The organism is Bradyrhizobium sp. URHA0013, from assembly GCF_000518345.1.
In the GTDB taxonomy this organism is placed as follows: Bacteria; Pseudomonadota; Alphaproteobacteria; order Rhizobiales; family Xanthobacteraceae; genus Bradyrhizobium.
This window is the reverse complement of the sequence record NZ_KI912426.1, coordinates 837,478-851,880: the sequence shown is the minus strand read 5'-3', so window position 1 is coordinate 851,880 and position 14,403 is coordinate 837,478. Positions and strand designations below refer to the sequence as shown.

15 protein-coding genes are annotated in these 14,403 nt (G+C 63.6%); 6 read left to right on the top strand and 9 right to left on the bottom strand.

Translation table 11 applies throughout. The annotated features are described in order from the left end of the window. Nucleotides 1-3: 3 nt before the first annotated feature. The 5 genes from N551_RS0124570 to N551_RS0124550 all read right to left on the bottom strand — a co-directional run bounded on the left by N551_RS0124570 (nt 4) and on the right by N551_RS0124550 (nt 6,090). Nucleotides 4-1,503 (bottom strand): tripartite tricarboxylate transporter permease, encoded by a 1,500-nt coding sequence (locus tag N551_RS0124570; protein ID WP_027569151.1) that lies wholly within the window; start codon nt 1,501-1,503, stop codon nt 4-6. Beyond that, on the bottom strand, nt 1,503-1,988 hold the full coding sequence (locus tag N551_RS0124565) for a tripartite tricarboxylate transporter TctB family protein (protein ID WP_027569150.1): 486 nt from the start codon (nt 1,986-1,988) through the stop codon (nt 1,503-1,505). Before N551_RS0124565 ends, N551_RS0124570 begins: the two co-directional genes overlap by 1 nt. Beyond that, the gene (locus tag N551_RS0124560) at nt 1,985-2,953 is read right to left on the bottom strand and encodes a tripartite tricarboxylate transporter substrate binding protein (RefSeq protein ID WP_018458586.1); all 969 of its coding nucleotides are present in this window, start codon (nt 2,951-2,953) and stop codon (nt 1,985-1,987) included. Before N551_RS0124560 ends, N551_RS0124565 begins: the two co-directional genes overlap by 4 nt. A 103-nt stretch (nt 2,954-3,056) precedes the next feature. Further along, nucleotides 3,057-3,899, bottom strand: coding sequence for an IclR family transcriptional regulator (locus N551_RS0124555; protein WP_027569149.1), 843 nt, complete (start codon nt 3,897-3,899; stop codon nt 3,057-3,059). A gap of 61 nt (nt 3,900-3,960) precedes the next feature. Further along, nucleotides 3,961-6,090: an acetate--CoA ligase family protein gene (locus tag N551_RS0124550; protein ID WP_027569148.1), complete on the bottom strand. Its 2,130-nt coding sequence runs from the start codon at nt 6,088-6,090 to the stop codon at nt 3,961-3,963. Between the two features lie 351 nt (nt 6,091-6,441). Between N551_RS0124550 and N551_RS0124545 the strand changes: the two genes are divergently transcribed. The 4 genes from N551_RS0124545 to N551_RS0124530 all read left to right on the top strand — a co-directional run bounded on the left by N551_RS0124545 (nt 6,442) and on the right by N551_RS0124530 (nt 10,845). Beyond that, nucleotides 6,442-7,134: a GntR family transcriptional regulator gene (locus N551_RS0124545; RefSeq protein ID WP_197031202.1), complete on the top strand. Its 693-nt coding sequence runs from the start codon at nt 6,442-6,444 to the stop codon at nt 7,132-7,134. Nucleotides 7,135-7,213: 79 nt separating this feature from the next. Further along, entirely contained in the window at nt 7,214-8,947 is a 1,734-nt protein-coding gene (oxc, locus tag N551_RS0124540) for an oxalyl-CoA decarboxylase (RefSeq protein ID WP_027569147.1), read from the top strand. 64 nt (nt 8,948-9,011) lie between these two features. After that, nucleotides 9,012-10,289, top strand: a complete 1,278-nt coding sequence (gene frc / locus N551_RS0124535) for a formyl-CoA transferase (RefSeq protein ID WP_007608365.1) — start codon at nt 9,012-9,014, stop codon at nt 10,287-10,289. Nucleotides 10,290-10,662: 373 nt separating this feature from the next. Next, on the top strand, nt 10,663-10,845 hold the full coding sequence (locus tag N551_RS0124530; RefSeq protein WP_007608360.1) for a hypothetical protein: 183 nt from the start codon (nt 10,663-10,665) through the stop codon (nt 10,843-10,845). A gap of 66 nt (nt 10,846-10,911) precedes the next feature. Here the strand turns inward: N551_RS0124530 and N551_RS0124525 are convergent, their stop codons facing one another. The 3 genes from N551_RS0124525 to N551_RS0124515 all read right to left on the bottom strand — a co-directional run bounded on the left by N551_RS0124525 (nt 10,912) and on the right by N551_RS0124515 (nt 11,741). After that, nucleotides 10,912-11,136, bottom strand: coding sequence for a hypothetical protein (locus N551_RS0124525; RefSeq protein WP_027569146.1), 225 nt, complete (start codon nt 11,134-11,136; stop codon nt 10,912-10,914). A gap of 54 nt (nt 11,137-11,190) precedes the next feature. After that, nucleotides 11,191-11,433: a hypothetical protein gene (locus tag N551_RS0124520; protein WP_007593322.1), complete on the bottom strand. Its 243-nt coding sequence runs from the start codon at nt 11,431-11,433 to the stop codon at nt 11,191-11,193. A 98-nt stretch (nt 11,434-11,531) separates the two neighbouring features. Further along, on the bottom strand, nt 11,532-11,741 hold the full coding sequence (locus tag N551_RS0124515) for a cold-shock protein (protein ID WP_007593324.1): 210 nt from the start codon (nt 11,739-11,741) through the stop codon (nt 11,532-11,534). Between the two features lie 394 nt (nt 11,742-12,135). Here N551_RS0124515 and N551_RS0124510 point away from each other — a divergent pair, with 394 nt between their 5' ends. After that, nucleotides 12,136-12,579 (top strand): SRPBCC family protein, encoded by a 444-nt coding sequence (locus tag N551_RS0124510; protein WP_027569145.1) that lies wholly within the window; start codon nt 12,136-12,138, stop codon nt 12,577-12,579. A 40-nt stretch (nt 12,580-12,619) separates the two neighbouring features. Here N551_RS0124510 and N551_RS0124505 read toward each other — a convergent pair whose 3' ends face one another. Then, the gene (locus N551_RS0124505; RefSeq protein WP_027569144.1) at nt 12,620-13,951 is read right to left on the bottom strand and encodes an Hsp70 family protein; all 1,332 of its coding nucleotides are present in this window, start codon (nt 13,949-13,951) and stop codon (nt 12,620-12,622) included. 278 nt (nt 13,952-14,229) lie between these two features. On the opposite strand from N551_RS0124505, the gene N551_RS38990 reads away from it, so the two are divergent. Continuing rightward, the gene (locus N551_RS38990; protein WP_197031186.1) at nt 14,230-14,367 is read left to right on the top strand and encodes a hypothetical protein; all 138 of its coding nucleotides are present in this window, start codon (nt 14,230-14,232) and stop codon (nt 14,365-14,367) included. Nucleotides 14,368-14,403: the final 36 nt, after the last annotated feature.

Below are 14,403 nucleotides of genomic sequence, written 5' to 3'. Positions count from 1 at the left end.
TGGCTAGTCCTCGTTCGCTTTGAAGCGTCCCATCCCTTTCAGCACGAAGGGTGCCAGCAGCGCGATCAACGCCAGCGCAAGCAGCGTCGCCGAGATCGGGCTCTGGAGCAGCGTCATGGGATCGCCGAGGCTGATCGCGAGCGCGCGACGCAGCTGGCTCTCGGCGATCGGGCCGAGAATCAGGCCGACCACGACGGGCGCGATCGGAAAATCGAACCGCCGCATCAGAAAGCCGAGCACGCCGAAGCCGGCCAGCATCGACAGTTCGACCACGGACGGCTTTGCCGCGATGGTGCCCATGGTCGCGAACACGAGGATGCCGGCATAGAGCCACGGCTGCGGGATCGCCAGCAGCCGCACCCACAGGCCAACCAGCGGCAGATTGAGCACCAGCAGCATGCAATTGGCGATGAACAGGCTCGCGATCAGGCCCCACACGAGGTCGGGCCGCTCGGCGAACAGCAGCGGCCCCGGGTTGAGGCCGTATTGCTGGAAGCCCGCCAGCATCATCGCGGCCGTCGCCGAGGTCGGCAATCCCAGCGTCAGGAGCGGCACCAGCGTGCCCGCAGCCGAAGCGTTGTTGGCGGCCTCCGGTCCTGCGACGCCTTCGATCGCGCCCTTGCCGAATTCTTCGGGATGTTTGGTCAGCCGCTTCTCGCAGGAATAGGACAAAAAGGTCGGGATCTCCGCGCCGCCGGCGGGCAGCGCACCGATCGGGAAGCCGAACATGGTGCCGCGCAGCCACGGCTTCCACGATCGCTTCCAGTCTTCCTTGGTCATCCACAGCGAGCCGCGCACCGGCTCGAGCTTCTCCTCGGTGTGGTGACGGCGGGACGCGACGTAGAGCGCCTCGCCCACCGCGAACAGGCCGACCGCGAGCGTCGTCACCTCGACGCCGTCGAGCAGTTCGGGCACGCCGAACGCAAGCCGCGCCTGACCGGTCAGCTTGTCGATGCCGACGAGGCCCAACGTCAGACCAATGAACAGGCTGGTCAGGCCGCGGATCGGGGAATCGCCGAAGGTCGCCGACACCGTGACGAAGGCGACGCACATCAGCGCGAAATAATCCTCCGGGCCAAAGCGCACGGCGAAATCGACTAGCCACGGCGCGAGAAAGGCAAGCCCGATGGTGGCGATGGTGCCCGCGACGAAGGACCCGATCGCGGAGGTCGCGAGCGCCGGCCCGCCGCGGCCGGCCTTGGCCATCTTGTTGCCTTCGAGCGCCGTCGCCATCGAGGCGCTCTCGCCGGGCGTGTTGATCAAGATGGCCGTGGTCGATCCGCCATACATGCCGCCATAGTAGATGCCGGCGAACATGATCAGCGAACCGCCGGGATCGAGCTTGTACGTCACCGGCAGCAGCAGCGCGACCGTCAACGCCGGGCCGATGCCGGGCAGCACGCCCACGGCGGTGCCGAGGAACACGCCGATCAGGGCGTAGAGGAGATTCATCGGCTGGACGGCGACCGCCATGCCATGCGCCAGCGCGGCAAAAGTGTCCATCACAGCAGTCGCTCCAGGGGGCCGGCGGGAAGGCTCAACGTCAACAGCCGGTCGAACGCGAGGTAAATAAGGATCGACATCACCAGGGCGATGGCGGAATCGACCAGGACGGCGCGGCGCCCAAATGCTGCCGAGGTCGTGACGAACAGCGCCGACGTCGCCAGGATGAACCCGCCGCCGAAGCCAATGATGCCGATCAGCAGCGCAAGACCAGCGAGGATCAAGACCACAGGCACAGGATCGGCGCTCTCGCGCGCCGGCAAATGACCGCGCAGCGCGTCGATGAGATTGCCGATCGCGAGCAGCGCGAGGCCGGAGGCGATCACGACCGGCATGGCTTCCGGCCCCATCCCGTACATCGTGGTCGATTGCAGGCCGCGCGCGTCCCAGACCAGCACCGCGGCAAGACCTGCGAGCAACGCAGCAATGACGACGCCGGCGCGATCAACGCACCGCGGCGGCTGGACCGGATCGCCCGAGGTCATGACTTGACCAGGCCGACTGATCTCAGCACGTCGGTGACGCGCACGGTTTCCTTCTTCAGGAAGTCGGCGAAGGCGTCGCCGCCGAGATACGCATCCTCCCAGCCCTTCTGCTTGAGGATGTCCTTCCAGGCGTCCGACTTCACCATCTTCTCGACCGCGTCGCTCAGCGTCTTGCGCTGCTCCGGCGTGATTCCGGGAGGCGCGACCACCGAACGCCAGTTGGCGATCACGAGGTCGATGCCCTGCTCCTTGAAGGTCGGGATGTCGCTGCCTGGAATGCGCTTCTCCGAGGTCACGCCGATCGCGCGCAGCTTGCCGGACTTGATCTGCCCGTCATATTCACTGAGGCCGGAAATGCCGGCAGTGACCTTCGCGCCGAGAATGGCGGCGAGCGACTCGCCGCCGCCCGAGAACGGGATGTAGTTGATCTTCTTCGCGTCGGCGCCAACGGCGCCGGCGAACAATGCCGCCATCACATGATCGACGCCACCGGCCGAGCCGCCCGCGAAGGTCACCTTGGCGATGTCGGCCTTCACCGCTGCGGCCAGATCCTGCGCGGTCTTGATCGGTGAATTCGCCGGCACCACGATCACCTGGATTTCCTCGGTGAGGCGCGCGATCGGCGTCACCTGTTCGAGCGTGACGGGTGATTTGTTCATGGCGAGCGCGCCCACCATGACGAAGCCGTTGACCATCAGCTGGTTGCCGTCACCCTTGGCGCCGTTGACGAACTGCGCGATGCCGACGCTGCCGCCTGCGCCGGGAACGTTGGTGACCTGCACGCTGCGTGCGACGCCGGCAGCGACCAGCGCCTGCTGCATCGAGCGCGCGGTCTGGTCCCAGCCACCGCCCGGCGCCGCCGGTGCCATCAGCTTGAGCTCGAGCTGCTGGGCAAAGGCCGGCGTCGCTGCCGCAAGGGTCAGCGCGACGGCTGCGCCGACGAGGCGCGCGGGAAGTTGAAACATGGGACGTCTCCGGGCTCATGCGGACGTTTGCCGCATCGTGTCGTTTGGTCGCATATCAGCCAAAACAGCCGACACTGTCCAGTGACATACCCCGGGTTTCCGATTAGCGGGGTGTCGGAACTGCCCCGCCGAGCGCGGCCGTCAGTTCGGCAGCAACATCGCGGACGATCTGCCCGATTTCCGGTAACCGCTGATCGGTCAGCCGGCTCGTCATGCCGGAGACCGAAATCGCCGCGAGCGGCTCGGCGCAGTCGTTGTAGACCACCGCGGCAACGCAGCGCAGGCCCATGCAGGCTTCTTCATCATCCAGCGCGTAGCCTTGCTTTCGGATCTTTTCGAGCTCCTTGAACAGATCGCTCGGCCGCACGATGGATTTCTCGGTCAAGCGTGGCATGCCGTGATGGCGGATGACGGCACCGACGTCCTCGTCGGAATAGGTCGCGAGTACCGCCTTCCCGACGCCGGAGGTCACCATGGGGACGCGGCCGCCGACTTGGGTCAGCGAACGCATGATCTCGCGGCTCTCCATGCGGGTCAGCACGATGATGAACTCGTCGTCGACCATGGCAAGATTAGCGGTCTCGCGGGTAAGATCGCGCAGCTTGCGCAAATAGGGGATGGCCTGGGCGCTGAAATTGCGCCGCCGCGCAAAGCTCGCGCCGACCGTGAAGCTGCGCACGCCGACATGCCATTTGGATTCGGCGCGGTCGAACTGGACGAAGCGGCGGCTTTCCAGCGTGGCGAGCAAGCGGTGCACGGTCGAGGCGGAGAGCCCGGTGCGAACAGCGAGGTCGCTGAGGCGATAGCCCTCGTCGTCCTCGGACAATGTCTCGAGGATCGACAGCGCGCGGTCGACGGATTGCACCCCGCCGTCGCGCGCGTCGTGGTCGGCCTCCGATGGCGATCGGGGCTCGATCGATTTGCGCCGGATCACGTTCCTGCTCATCGCGACCTGACTGTTCTCGCCTCTTCCCGCACGCGAGGAGAGGCGAAGCGGCATCGTCGACTCAGAGCAGCCCTGCCCCGCGCGCCCATTTGTACTTGGCGCCGAGCACTTCCACCGGCAGCTCGGTCGAGTATGCATAGGCCGGGATGCCGTTCTGGTAGAGATATTCGGCGGCCTCCTCGACCTCGACGTCGCCGGCGAGCGAGGCGACGATCGGCTTCACGAAGCCCTTGGCCTCCATCTCCTTCTTCACCTCGACCATGTTGCGGGCGAACACCATCGGCGGTGTGACGATGGTGTGCCAGTAGCCGAGAATGAGCGAATGGATGCGCTCGTCCGTCAGGCCGAGCTTCACCGTATTGACGTAGGTGATCGGCGGCTCGCCACCGGTGATGTCCACGGGATTTCCGGCCGCGCCAAACGGCGGGATGAACTTGCGGAAGGCCGCATCCAGATCCGCCGGCATCGCCATCAGCGACAGGCCGTTGTCGACGCAGGAGTCCGACAGCAGCACGCCCGACCCGCCGGCGCCGGTGATGATCAGCACGTTCTCGCCCTTCGGCGTCGGCAGCACCGGCACGCCGCGCGCGAACTCGAGCAGTTGCCGCAAGCTACGGGCGCGGATCACGCCGGACTGCGCCAGGACATCCTCGTAGATCTTGTCGTTGCCGGCGAGCGCGCCGGTGTGCGACGAGGCCGCCTTCGCACCGGCGGAGGTGCGGCCGGCCTTGAGCACGATGACCGGTTTTTTCTTGGAGACGCGCTTTGCCGCTTCCGCAAAGGCGCGGCCGTCCTTGAGGTCTTCGCAGTGCTGCGCGATCAGGTTGGTGTTCGAGTCCTGCTCGAAGAAGGCGAGCAGATCGTCCTCGTCGATGTCGGACTTGTTGCCGAGGCCGACGATCGCCGACACGCCCATCTTGGCCGAACGGGAGAAGCCGATGATGGCCATGCCGATGCCGCCCGATTGCGAAGACAGTGCCGCATGGCCCTTGACGTCATAGGCGGTGCAGAAGGTCGCGCAGAGATTGGCAGGCGTATAATAGAAGCCGTAGATGTTCGGTCCCATCAGGCGGATGTCGTACTTCTTGCCGACTTCGACGATCTCGGCCTGGAGTTCCGGCGCCCCGGCTTCCGCGAAGCCCGACGGGATCAGAACCGCGCCGGGAATTTTCTTCTCGCCGCATTCGGTGAGCGCCGCGGCCACGAACTTCGCGGGAATTGCGAACACCGCGGTGTCGATCACACCGGGCACGTCCTTGACGCTCTTGTAGGCTTTGTAGCCGAGGATCTCGGCGGCCTTGGGATGGATCGGGTAGATGTCGCCCTTGTAGCCGCCGTTGATGAGGTTCTTCATCACGGAATTGCCGATTTTGCCGTCTTCGGCCGAAGCGCCGACCACGGCAACCGCCTTCGGCTGCATGATGCGGCTCATCGCCGCGACGATCTCTTCGGTCGGGCGCGGCTTCGGCTTGGGCACGTAAGCGAAGTCGACGACGATGCGGACGTCGGCCGCGATCGCGTCCTTGGCCGTCGCGAACACCGGGTTGAGATCGAGCTCGACGATCTCGGGGAAATCGGTGACGAGCTGCGAGACCTTGACGATGACATCGGCGAGCGCGGTGCGGTTCACCGGCTCACCGCCGCGAACGCCCTTCAAAATTTCGTGCGCCTGGATGCCGTCGAGCATCGACAGCGCATCTTGCTTGGTCGCGGGCGCGAGGCGGAAGGTGATGTCCTTCAGGACTTCGACCAGCACGCCGCCGAGACCGAAGGCAACCAGCTTGCCGAACGAGGCGTCGGTGATCGACCCGACGATCACTTCGGTGCCGCCGGCCAGCATCTGCTGCACCTGGACACCCTCGATCTTGGCATCAGACTTGTACTTCCTGGCGTTGCCGAGAATGGTCTCGTAGGCCTTCTCGGCGTCCTCGGCCGACTTGAGGCCAACGATGACGCCGCCGGCTTCGGTCTTGTGGAGAATGTCCGGCGAGACGATCTTCATCACCACCGGGAAACCCATCGAGGCGGCCATCTTGCCGGCCTCGCCGGCCGACTTCGCCACCCCCTCCTTCGGCACCGCAATGCCATAGGCGTCGCAGACCAGCTTACCTTCCGGCGCGGTCAGGCTGGTGCGCTTGTCCGCCTTGACCTGGTCAAGCACCTTGCGGACGGCATCTTTGGAATTGGACATGTGGCTTCTCCCTTGACCTTGGTTCTTGCGTTCTCAAAGCGCGCGCGTGTTGCGGCTGCCCCGTGATGCTTTTCCATTCGCCGCGCTCTGTTCCATGTCGCGGAACGGAGTGGCATAAAGCCGAGATTACTCCGCCGGCTTGGATTAAAAATGGCTGGCGATGGCATTTGGTATGCCAGAAGCCAACTTGTCAAGCTGCAGCGCACCTTAGAACGCTGCAAAAAATAGGCAGCTTGACATTCTGGTATTTGGTATGCCAAAAACTTTCCCGTTAATAATCCTGTAAAAGACGACTCCCACTGGAGGAGATTCGTCGTGTCACTGCGGAAACCAACCAAGGCGTTGCCGAACATGGCCGAGGCAGATATCGCAATCGTTCGTATTGCCCCGGAGTCGAGCTTCAAGAACAAGGCGTATGACGCCTTGAAGGAAGCCATCCTCAAGATGGACATCTACTCGACGCCCGAGCCGGTGATGCTCGACGAGCGCGCGTTGTCCGAGCGCCTGGGCGTGAGCCGCACGCCGATCCGCGAAGCCATCGCGATGCTCGAGCAGGACGGTTTCGTGAAGACGGTTCCGCGCCGCGGCATCATGGTGGTGCGAAGGACCAAGAGCGAGATCGTCGACATGATCCGCGCCTGGGCGGCGCTGGAGAGCATGGCGGCCCGTCTCATCACCGCCACGGCGCGCAAGAAAGACATCACGGCGCTGCGCGACTACTTCAAGGATTTTGGCAAAGACCGCCTCCCCGAGGATCATGTCGAGGAATATTCGCGCGCCAACATCGCCTTCCACCAGGCGCTGATCTCGCTGTCGGAATCGCCGGTGCTGGTCGATCTCACCAACGACCTGCTGCTGCACGTGCGTGGCTATCGGCAATTGACCATCGGACGCAAGGACCGCACCGCGACGTCGTTACCCGAGCATCTCGGCATGATCGAAGCCCTGGAGGCGCGCGATACCGAACTCGCCGAGAAGCGCGCCCGCGATCACACCCTTGGCCTTGCCGCTTACGTCGAAGCGCATGGTCAGGAACTCTTCTAGCCAGCAACGTTCACCAGAAGGGCGAGGCATCGCCCCCAAAAGCCTGAAACGGCATCTTGAGACCAGGGAGACAAGGCCCATGCTGAATACCGCGACCAAGTCCGAAGCACCGGGCACCGAGCAGGAATTGACGGATGGTTTTCATCTCGTCATCGACGCGCTCAAGCTGAACGGCATCAACACCATCTACAATGTGCCGGGCATCCCGATCACGGATTTGGGTCGCATGGCCCAGGCGGCCGGTATTCGCATGATTTCGTTCCGCCACGAGCAGAACGCCGGTTATGCCGCGGGCATCGCCGGCTACCTCACCAAGAAGCCCGGCATCTGCCTGACCGTTTCCGCGCCCGGCTTCCTCAACGGTCTCACCGCACTCGCGCACGCCACCACCAACTGCTACCCGATGATCCTGATCTCGGGCTCCTCCGAGCGCGAGATCGTCGACCTCCAGCAGGGCGACTACGAAGAGATGGACCAGCTCGCCATCGCCAAGCCGCTGTGCAAGGCAGCCTATCGCGTGCTGCACGCCCAAGACATCGGCATCGGGCTTGCCCGTGCCATCCGTGCCGCCGTCTCCGGCCGTCCCGGCGGCGTCTATCTCGACCTTCCGGCAAAACTGTTCGGTCAGGTAATGAACGCCGATGCCGGCCGAAAGTCGCTGGTCAAGGTGATCGACGCGGCTCCCGCGCAGATCCCCTCGCCCGCTTCGATCAAGCGCGCGCTTGATGTTTTGAAGAGCGCAAAACGTCCGCTCATCATCCTCGGCAAGGGCGCGGCCTACGCGCAGGCCGATGAGGAGATCAAAACCTTCGTCGAGAAGAGCGGCATCCCCTTCCTGCCGATGAGCATGGCCAAGGGCCTCCTCTCCGATACGCATCCGCAGTGCGCAGGCGCCGCCCGCTCGACGGTGCTGAAAGAATCCGACGTCGTGCTGCTGATCGGCGCCCGGCTGAACTGGCTGCTCTCGCACGGCAAAGGCAAGAACTGGGGCGAAGCGCCCAAGAAGTTCATCCAGGTCGACATCGAGCCCAGGGAAATGGACTCCAACGTCGAGATCGTCGCGCCCGTCGTCGGCGACATCGACTCGGTCGTCTCCGCCTTCAATCAGGCGATGGCTTCGGGCTGGACCGCCCCGCCGGCCGAATGGACCAAGGCGATTTCGACCAAGCGCGAAGAGAACGTCGCCAAGATGGCGCCGAAGCTCATGAACAACAAATCGCCGATGGACTATCACGGCGCGCTCGGCGTGCTGAAGAACGTCATCAAGGATCATCCCGAGGCGATCCTCGTCAACGAGGGCGCCAACACGCTCGACCTCGCCCGCGGCGTCATCGACATGTACAAGCCGCGCAAGCGTCTCGACGTCGGCACCTGGGGCGTGATGGGTATTGGCATGGGTCAGGCGATCGCGGCGGCTCTCGAGACCGGCCATCCCGTGCTCGCGGTCGAAGGCGACTCGGCCTTCGGCTTCTCCGGCATGGAGGTCGAGACCATCTGCCGCTACAATTTGCCGATCTGCGTCGTCATCTTCAACAATGACGGCATCTATCGCGGTACCGACGTCAACAGCGTCAACGCCGATCCGGCGACGACCGTGTTCGTCAAGGGCGCCCGCTACGACAAGATGATGGAAGCCTTCGGCGGCATCGGCGTGAACGCGACCTCGCCGGACGAGCTCAAGCGCGCCGTCAACGAAGCCATGGCCTCGGGCAAGCCGACGCTCATCAACGCCGTGATCGATCCAGCCGCCGGTTCCGAAAGCGGTCGCATCGGCAACCTCAATCCGCAGAGCGTTCTGCAGAAGAAGAAGTAAGCACTCCCCTTCAACCCATAAGGTCCCTGCGGGTGCAGGGTAGATCAGAGTACGGAGCAACACGATGACAAAAGCGCTCGAGGGCGTTCGCATTCTCGACTTCACCCACGTCCAGTCCGGGCCGACCTGCACGCAGTTGCTCGCATGGTTCGGCGCCGACGTGATCAAGGTGGAACGTCCAGGTGTCGGTGACATCACCCGCGGCCAGCTGCAGGACATCCCGAACGTGGACAGCCTGTATTTCACCATGCTCAACCACAACAAGCGCTCGATCACGCTCGACACCAAGAACCCCAAGGGCAAGGAAGTCCTCACCGAGCTGATCAAGAAGTGCGACGTGCTGGTCGAGAACTTCGGTCCCGGCGTGCTCGACCGCATGGGCTTCCCCTGGGAGAAGATCCAGGCGATCAACCCGAAGATGATCGTCGCCTCGATCAAGGGCTTCGGTCCCGGACCGTACGAAGACTGCAAGGTCTATGAGAATGTCGCACAGTGCACCGGCGGCGCCGCCTCCACCACCGGCTTCCGCGACGGCCTGCCGCTGGTCACCGGCGCGCAGATCGGCGACAGCGGCACCGGTCTGCATCTGGCGCTCGGCATCGTCACCGCACTCTATCAGCGCACCCATTCCGGCAAGGGCCAGAAGGTGACGGCCGCGATGCAGGACGGCGTGCTCAACCTCGCGCGCGTCAAGCTGCGCGACCAGCAGCGCCTCGCCCATGGTCCACTCAAGGAATACAGCCAGTTCGGCGAAGGCATTCCGTTCGGTGATGCCGTGCCGCGTGCGGGCAACGATTCCGGCGGCGGCCAGCCCGGCCGCATCCTGAAGTGCAAGGGGTGGGAGACCGATCCCAACGCCTACATCTACTTCATCACCCAGGCCCCGGTCTGGGAGAAGATCTGCGACGTGATCGGTGAGCCCTCCTGGAAGACCGATCCGAACTACGCCAAGCCGGCCGTCCGCCTGCCGCGCCTCAACGAAATCTTCGGCCGCATCGAACAGTGGACGATGACGAAGACGAAGTTCGAGGCGATGGAAATCCTCAACAAGGACGACATCCCCTGCGGCCCGATCCTGTCGATGAAGGAGATCGCCGAAGACCAGTCGCTGCGCGCGACCGGCACCGTGGTCGAGGTCGACCACCCCACCCGCGGCAAGTACATCTCGGTCGGCAACCCGATCAAGCTGTCGGACTCCCCGAGCGAGGTGGAGCGCTCCCCGCTGCTCGGCGAGCACACCGACGAGATCCTGCGCACCGTGCTTGGCTTCTCGGACCATCAGGTCGCCGATATCCACAAGTCCGGCGCGCTCGATCCGCCGCAAAAGCAGGCCGCGGAGTAAGCGGGCTTATCTCACGACGCGAAAGGCCGCCGGCTTCGGCGGCCTTTTTGTTGGCGCGCAAAGGCTGCATCGCACGATCGGCGCGCTTGCCGCGCCGCCAAGGCTGGATTAAAGATTGTTTCGCGAGGAACAGATGCGGTGGCCGGCCGTTACTCCTCGACCGGTGTGCTCCCGGAAATGCGAGCATGCCCGGAAAAGCCAGCATGCAATCTCCACGGCGAGTGCAGCACGCCTCGCAAAGACCCTGCCCCACGCTGAAGAACTGGTCGCCTCCGCTTCCGAGGATGGCAAGTCGGCCTTTCAGTTCGGGTACAGGTGGCGTCGCGTCCGGCACTCGCCAGGACCACGCTCGTTGATCAAATTGAGGGCTTAAATGTCGAAAGATCAATCCTCTGATCGCGCCAAGCGTGAAGCCAACAAGGCGTTCAAGCCTGCGACAACGCAGAAGCCGATCAATGACTATGCGAAGGATCAGAACTCCTTCAACGAGAATCGCGAACGGCTGAAAGCGGAGCGATTGGCCCGGGAGGCGAAGCCGGGAAGCGGCTCCGAATAAGAGCGTCGGTCCCAGACTCCGATCGCGGATTGCGCTGAAGGCGCGGCACTGAAATCTGCGCCTGCCCTACAGCATCGATAGCACGACGATTCCGTCTTCGACTGCACCAGAAGCGAGCCGCGCCCGCGCCATGCGCTCGAACTCGGTCCGGTTCTTGCGAAGATAACTGAAAGCCTGCTTCTGCGTCAGGAAGGTCGTCGCAAGACGGCACATCTGTCGTCCCGCGCCAAGCGCGAGAAAGAAGGTGATGGTGCCTCCGCCATCCGACTTGATTCTAGGCACGACCCGCACTCTTTGGCATGTGATCGGCCCTCTCCGAGGTGTCGTCGGCGCAATGGAAGCCAGCTATGGCGTCACCTTCTTCTTGCGCTTCGTCGGGGTGGCGGCGGGCAATGATGCCTGAAGGGCGGCGTCTGCCGCTTCCTTGGCTTCGCGCAGCTCTCGAAGCCGCGCCATGTTCTTGCGAACATCGACGGCTTGCTTTCCAACATCCACCATCGCCCGAGCGCCTTCCTCTGCGGCCAACCGCTGACGGTTAGTACGCGCGATGCTTTCGGGTGACGGTTCGGCCGGTCTCTTGGCGCTCATTATTCACCCTGCTCTGCAACGGACAAAAACCCGCTCAATCCTGGGATCGAGCGGGTGGCATGGCCGTTTCAGCACATCCGTGAAACGGCACCAAGGCTTTAGGCCAGCGAGAGATTCTCGGCGCTGACCTTGCCCCGCATCTTGTCGGTCTTGAGCTCGAAGTTGACCTTTTGGCCTTCAGCGAGACCTGCAAGACCAGCCCGCTCGACCGCGCTGATGTGAACGAACACATCGTTGCCGCCGTCGTTCGGCTGAATGAATCCAAAGCCCTTCTGGCCGTTAAACCACTTCACAGTACCTGTCGTCATTTTCTTCTCCAAAGCGCATACGCGCAGGTTCCGCGTGCTCGTCACGCAGAACAAATTCTATTCGTCGATGTCTATGGAAAAGGAGCCCGCGGGCGCATTCAACAAGGCACAGCGGCTGAACGAACAGCCTCAACGTATACCACATCCTCGCTATTTGCAAGGCTTGGCCGAATTTAACGGCTCGGGAGCCCGGCGGTAGGCACAGGACGTGTGCTATTCGGCGCTCATCGTTCGCCGCCGGCGAGCTGCTTTGGGAGTGCTGCCGAGCGCCACATGCGTGGATCCATCAAAAAATTCGAGATGCCCCGTCGGATCGGCGGCACCTCGTCCGTCATCTGGACATGAACGGGCATAGACGCTGACGTCGAGCCCGGCGCTTCACGAGGAAGACTTCATGCCCAGCACTGTCCACCTGCACCGCGTTTTGACGACCAGCCCGCAGAAAGTCTATCGCGCCTTCCTGGAGGCGGATGCGCTGGCGAAATGGCTTCCGCCGAACGGCTTCACCTGCACCGTCCATCATTTCGAGCCCAAGGTCGGGGGCACGTTCAAGATGTCGTTCCGCAACTTCACGACGGGCAACAGCCACGCCTTCGGCGGCGAATATCTCGAGCTCGTCCCCGGCGAACGTCTCCGCTACACCGACAGGTTCGACGATCCCAATCTGCCGGGCGAGATCCAGGTCACCGTGATCCTGAAGAAAGTATCCGTCGGCACTGAGCTGGATATCACGCAGGCCGGCATACCCGACGTCATCCCGCCGGAGGCATGTTATCTCGGCTGGCAGGAATCGCTGCGCAATCTGGCGAAGCTCGTCGAGCCTGAGATCAAGCAATAGCGACCGGACGGGACTTAGGGGCGGCCGCGCGTACCGCAGGCTACGCGCCCGCCCTCGACTGGAGGCCGCCACTTGCGGTCCAGCGGTCGGGATCCGGGCTATGTCCGATCAAAGCAAGGCCGTAGGCGATCGACTCGAACTGGTCGCCTGACATCAGCCGTTCGTTGCCGAACCGCTCGGCGAACAGTCTTCGAACGGCTGGCACGAAGGACGTGCCGCCGGTCAAAAACACCTTCTCGATCTCGCGCGCGGTAATGCCGGCTTCGCCAAGCACCTTGTCGACGGTAGCCCCGAGCCTCGCGATATCGTCGGCAATCCAGGCTTCGAAATTCTTCCGCGTGATGGTCGAGCGGATGTCGACGCCACCGCCTTTGAAGCGGAACTCTACCTGGTCCTGCGCCGACAGTGCGACCTTGGCGTCGGACACCGCGCGGTACAGCGCAAAGCCGAGGTCGAGATCGACGATGGTGATGAAATCCTCGAGCAGAGCCGGCTTCACCGCGGTGCGCGCAAGCTCCCGGAGTTCGCGCAGGTCGCCGTTGCTCTTCATCATCGCGAGCTGATGCCAGCGCGCGAGATTGGTGTAGTGGCCGGTGGGGATCGGTAGCACCTTGTCGAACGAGCGGAAGCTCGAGCCCTTGCCCAGCCGCGGCGAGACGACGTGATCGACGATGCGGTAATCGAAGGTGTCGCCCGCAATCCCGATGCCGGCATGGCCGAGCGGCTCGGCGCGCAAGGAACCGCCGGCACGCGAGAACCGCATCACCGAGAAATCGCTGGTGCCGCCGCCGAAATCCGCGACCAGCACGGTCGCATCGCGCTCCAGCCGGCGGGCGAAGGAGAACGCGGCCCCGACAGGCTCGTAGACGTAGCGGGCGTGGCCGGCCCCAAGGCGCTCGAACGCGGCCCGGTAACGTTGCATCGCCAGCGCCTCGTCGGGATTGCCGCCCGCAAAGCGCACGGGGCGACCGACCGTGATGGTGGACGTCTCGAAGCCGAATTTATCGCAGCCATGACGCGCCAGCGTCCGCAGGAACGCCGCCAAAATATCCTCGAACTTGTAGCGCTGCCGGAACACCTGGGTGGTGTTGAAGCTGGAGCTCGCGGCGAAGGTCTTGAACGACTGGAGGAAGCGGTAGACATGTCGTCCTTCGAGGAACTGCTCGATCGCCCACGGGCCGCCTTCGGCCTGGGCGCCGGCGCCCGGCCGGTCCTCCCAGAAACACAGCGCCGACACGAAGACGCTGTGGCGCTGTCCGCCATGGTCGAAGCGGATGGCCTCGACCCGACGGTCGTCCGCTGCAAGGGCCACGACCGTGTTGCTGGTCCCAAAATCGATGCCGATCGAGACGGCGGGCGAGGCGCTCGACATGAACCACTCTGACAGATGATTGGAAGGGGGCAGACCACTAACGGCTTCGTGTACCGCTGCCAAGGCTCCGTTTTTGGACATCGACGGTCAAATGGTTCAGTTTCGGCCGGTCTTGGGCATATCCCGCTCAAACCGGCCCATTTAACGGATTGTTATGCTGCAATGCGAAGAGCTAAATGCTGCTATGCAATGGCATGCATAGACTTTGGCATCTGGTATACATAAATTCCCTTTCGAAATGAGACAGCACTACTGACCGTCTCAAGAAAGGGAATTCGATGTCCAAGACCGCTTCCGTCGCTCTCGCGCCCTCCTCCTCGCTGTTCGCCCGCCTGATGGCCACGATCGACCGCCTCCTGATGGCGAGCGCCAGGATCTCGAATCATAACGGCGACCTGCCGCGCTTTGGCCTGTGACCCGGGCAGGCTCCCGCCCTGCGCGCACAGCGGCAG

Bases quoted from the DNA above. Each gene is read 5' to 3' on its own strand.
- N551_RS38990 (WP_197031186.1), top strand. From the start codon at position 14,230: ATGTCCAAGACCGCTTCCGTCGCTCTCGCGCCCTCCTCCTCGCTGTTC.
- N551_RS0124520 (WP_007593322.1), bottom strand. From the start codon at position 11,433: ATGAGCGCCAAGAGACCGGCCGAACCGTCACCCGAAAGCATCGCGCGT.
- N551_RS0124545 (WP_197031202.1), top strand. From the start codon at position 6,442: ATGGCCGAGGCAGATATCGCAATCGTTCGTATTGCCCCGGAGTCGAGC.
- N551_RS0124555 (WP_027569149.1), bottom strand. From the start codon at position 3,899: ATGAGCAGGAACGTGATCCGGCGCAAATCGATCGAGCCCCGATCGCCA.
- N551_RS0124505 (WP_027569144.1), bottom strand. From the start codon at position 13,951: ATGTCGAGCGCCTCGCCCGCCGTCTCGATCGGCATCGATTTTGGGACC.
- N551_RS0124530 (WP_007608360.1), top strand. From the start codon at position 10,663: ATGTCGAAAGATCAATCCTCTGATCGCGCCAAGCGTGAAGCCAACAAG.
- N551_RS0124565 (WP_027569150.1), bottom strand. From the start codon at position 1,988: ATGACCTCGGGCGATCCGGTCCAGCCGCCGCGGTGCGTTGATCGCGCC.
- N551_RS0124560 (WP_018458586.1), bottom strand. From the start codon at position 2,953: ATGTTTCAACTTCCCGCGCGCCTCGTCGGCGCAGCCGTCGCGCTGACC.
- N551_RS0124515 (WP_007593324.1), bottom strand. From the start codon at position 11,741: ATGACGACAGGTACTGTGAAGTGGTTTAACGGCCAGAAGGGCTTTGGA.
- N551_RS0124550 (WP_027569148.1), bottom strand. From the start codon at position 6,090: ATGTCCAATTCCAAAGATGCCGTCCGCAAGGTGCTTGACCAGGTCAAG.
- oxc (WP_027569147.1), top strand. From the start codon at position 7,214: ATGCTGAATACCGCGACCAAGTCCGAAGCACCGGGCACCGAGCAGGAA.
- frc (WP_007608365.1), top strand. From the start codon at position 9,012: ATGACAAAAGCGCTCGAGGGCGTTCGCATTCTCGACTTCACCCACGTC.
- N551_RS0124510 (WP_027569145.1), top strand. From the start codon at position 12,136: ATGCCCAGCACTGTCCACCTGCACCGCGTTTTGACGACCAGCCCGCAG.
- N551_RS0124570 (WP_027569151.1), bottom strand. From the start codon at position 1,503: ATGGACACTTTTGCCGCGCTGGCGCATGGCATGGCGGTCGCCGTCCAG.